The organism is Variovorax sp. 01T439_2, assembly GCF_056398445.1.
On record NZ_JBFTPJ010000820.1, the window covers coordinates 1 to 2,709 of the forward strand.

Sequence of the window (2,709 nt, forward strand, 5' to 3'; positions counted from 1 at the left end):
CCCATCGACAGCCCGCAGCGCATGGCCCTGATGGGCAGCAAGTTCGGGCAGCACTGGCTGGAGCACCACTTCCCGGGGTTCGCGCAAGACATGGACTGGCGCTTCTTCAACGCCGCGCCCGAAGACCAGCGCTGGCCCGGGCGCCAGGAGCTCCCGCCCGGCGCGCCCTACGAAATTCTCAACATGCACCCGGAAAAGCCGGTGCTGAGCGGCCGCCTGCCCGACTGGCGCGCACGCTGCTTCGCAAGCTTCGACAGGGAAGGCCGCGGCCTGCACGAGATCGGCCTGCGCCTRACCACGGCCTGGTTCTTCCCGCACCGCGAGCGCGTGGCGCTGATCTGGCACGGCGTGCTGCCGGTGCGCGAGGACGACGCGGCAGACGTGCGGCACATCATGCCGGCACTCGAGCTGCCGCAGGAGCCGCGCGAGCTCGCGCATTACCAATCCGTGCTGCTGCAGCGCCTGGACACCGCGCGCGGCGGCCTGCTCGCCTTTCGCGACAGCGACCTCGCACCCAAGGCGGTCCTCGGGCGCTGGGGCATCCTCGACGCGCCCGACCCGATGGCGCGGCCGCTGCTGCGCAACCTGCGTGCCGGCCAGCAGCGCGACCACGAAAGCCGCCGCGCCGAACTCATCGCGCTGGGCGTCGATCCCGACAAGTACCTGCCCGCGCCCCAGCCCCCGGCCGCGCCGCTGGAGTTCGACGACGTGCCCGAGTACTTCGAGCGCATGCAAGGGGAAATGATGGAAGCCCGAAAAAACCTGCAAGCCCAGGGCGAACAGATGCGCCGCAGGCAAGAGGAAGAAATCGACCCCGCGCTGCTGCAGAAAAGCCGCGAGCAGCCGCAGCGCTTCGATCCCGACGCGCTGATACGGCAGCTCGAACAGCTTGCCGCCGCGCCACCCGCCGGGACCCCCGCAAGCCCCCCGCCCACGCTCATCTCCCTGGGCACCAAGGATCGGATGACCGCGCAGATCCGGCAGGGCTACCTCCACGGCGCCCACCTGTCCGACGCCGCGCCGCCCATGCCCTCGTTCCGCGCCGCGAAGATCCGGCGGCGGCTGGCCGAGGCCGCGCCCGGGGCGCGCAATTTCTCGGGCATGCGGCTCGTCGGGGCCGATCTCTCGGACATGGACCTGCGCGGGGCCGACTTCTCCGGCGCCGCACTCGAAGACGCCAACCTCGACAACGCGCAACTGTCGGACGCCAACTTCAACGGCGCGGTGCTGGCACGGGCCCGGCTCTCGCGCACGTCGTTGGCCAGTGCGACCTTCCGCAACGCCAACCTCGGTGGCGCGCACTGCGAGTTCGCCGATTTCTCCGGCGCCGACCTGAGCAGCGCCAACTGCGAGAAGACGCGCTTCGCGTCCTGCAACATGGCCAACACCGTGCTCGACCAGACGCGCTTCACCGAAAGCGAGATGAGCCATTGCGACTTTCGCGGCTCCGACTGGCACCAGGTCTTCCTGACGAAGCTGCGCATGAGCGGCATGGCCTTCGACGGCGCCTCCTTCCAGCAGGTGGTATGGCTCGAATGCGCGCTGGAGGATGTGCGCTTCACCAATGCGTCCCTGGTGCGCTGCAGCTTCGTCACGAGCGACTGCAGCCGGTCGGTCGACTTCTCCGACGCCCGGCTCGATGCCTGCAGCTTCGCGCACGGCAGCACGCTGGCCGGCGCCGTATTGCGCCGCGCCGCGCTCAAGCAATGCGGCCTGCGCACGACGCCGCTGCAGCAGGCGGACCTGCGCGAAGCGCGCCTGGACAACTGCGATTTTTCGGAATGCGCGCTGCAGGGCGCCAAGCTCGAGCGGCTCGTCGCGGGCGAGAGCCTCTTCGTGCGCGCCGACCTCACCGGCGCCAGCTTGCGCGGCGCCAACCTCATCGACGCCAACTTCTCGAAGGCCGTCTTCGCGCAGGCCGACCTGAGCGGCGCCAACCTGTTTCGCACCGACGTGTCGCAAAGCCTGATCGACGGCAGCACCCACCTGCTCGGCGCCTACACACGGCATGCCAAGACCTGGCCCGCACGGCGCGCCGCAGCGCCCGAATGACCCGCGATGAACTCGTCGACAGGATCCGCCATGGCACCCAGGTCGGCAACGCCGATTGCAGGGGATGGGACTTGAGCGGCCTCGACCTCTCGGGCGCGATGATGGACGACGTCGATTTCAGCGGCGCGAACCTCGCCCGGGCCAATCTCGAAGGCAGCTCGCTGTCGCACTGCCAGCTCTCGGGATGCGACTTTTCCTTCGCCCAGTTGAAGGAGGCGCAGTTCTTTCGCAGCCGCATGGAGGCGGCACGGTTCGATGCCGCCACGCTGGAGGGCGCCTCCTTCGTCGAGTGCCACGCGGCGCGGGCGAGCTTCGCGCAGGCCAGGCTCGATCTCACCAAGTTCTTTCGCTGCGAGCTCACGCAAAGCCGCCTGCAGTCGCGGCAGTTCGAGCGCGCGAGCTTCATGGAATCGCAGCTCGACCGGGCCGATTTCACCGGCGCGGCGCTGGGCCACGTGACCTTCTACCGCCTCGACCTGAAGACGGCGATTTTCCAGGGTGCATCCGGCCTCAACGCAATGTTCCTGGAGTGCGACCTGAGCGGCCAGCGCTTCGCGGGCCTCTCGCTGTGCATGTGCCAGTTCACGGACAGCCGCCTGGACGATGCCGACTTCAGCGGCGCCACGCTCACCCAAGCCAACTTCAAGGGCACCACGC

The 2,709-nt window shown here is 69.1% G+C and carries 2 protein-coding genes; both read left to right on the plus strand.

Annotation, left to right across the window (positions count from 1 at the left end; translation table 11 throughout):
• Positions 1–2,052, plus strand: a 2,052-nt coding sequence (locus AC1DOC_RS28315) for a DUF2169 family type VI secretion system accessory protein (protein WP_478130981.1), incomplete at its 5' end; no start/stop codon positions are given.
• Positions 2,049–2,709: pentapeptide repeat-containing protein (locus AC1DOC_RS28320; protein WP_478130982.1), on the plus strand; the 661-nt coding region annotated here is incomplete at its 3' end. The genes AC1DOC_RS28315 and AC1DOC_RS28320, both read left to right, overlap by 4 nt.